The sequence below is a fragment of the Streptomyces sp. CA2R106 genome, from assembly GCF_037034245.1.
In the GTDB taxonomy this organism is placed as follows: domain Bacteria; phylum Actinomycetota; class Actinomycetes; order Streptomycetales; family Streptomycetaceae; genus Actinacidiphila.
This window is the reverse complement of record NZ_JBAGKC010000192.1, coordinates 1-388: the sequence shown is the minus strand read 5'-3', so window position 1 is coordinate 388 and position 388 is coordinate 1. Positions and strand designations below refer to the sequence as shown.

The window sequence follows — 388 nt, the reverse complement described above, 5'->3', positions numbered from 1 at the left end:
GACGATGCCGGCGCCGTCGGAGAAGCCGGTGCCGTCGGCGCCTTCCGCGTACGAGCGGCAGCGGCCGTCGGGCGACAGGCCGCGCTGCCGGGAGAACTCCACCAGCAGGAACGGCCCGGACATCACCGTCGCCCCGCCGGCCAGCGCGAGCGAGCACTCGCCGTTGCGCAGCGCCTGCGCCGCCAGGTGCATCGCCACCAGGGAGGAGGAGCAGGCGGTGTCCACGGAGACGGCCGGGCCCTCCAGCCCGAAGGTGTAGCTCAGCCGGCCCGACACGACGCTGGTGGTGCGGCCGGTGAGCTTGAAGCCCTCCAGCTCCGGCGTCGCCCCGCCGCCGTACTCCGAGGTGACCGCGCCGGTGAACACGCCGGTGTCGCTGCCGCGCAGC

General features: G+C 75.3%; 1 protein-coding gene. It reads right to left on the bottom strand.

Annotated elements, in window-relative coordinates; all coding sequences use genetic code 11:
• The coding region (locus WA788_RS35690) for a polyketide synthase (protein ID WP_335984680.1) at positions 1–388 on the bottom strand (388 nt) is incomplete at both ends.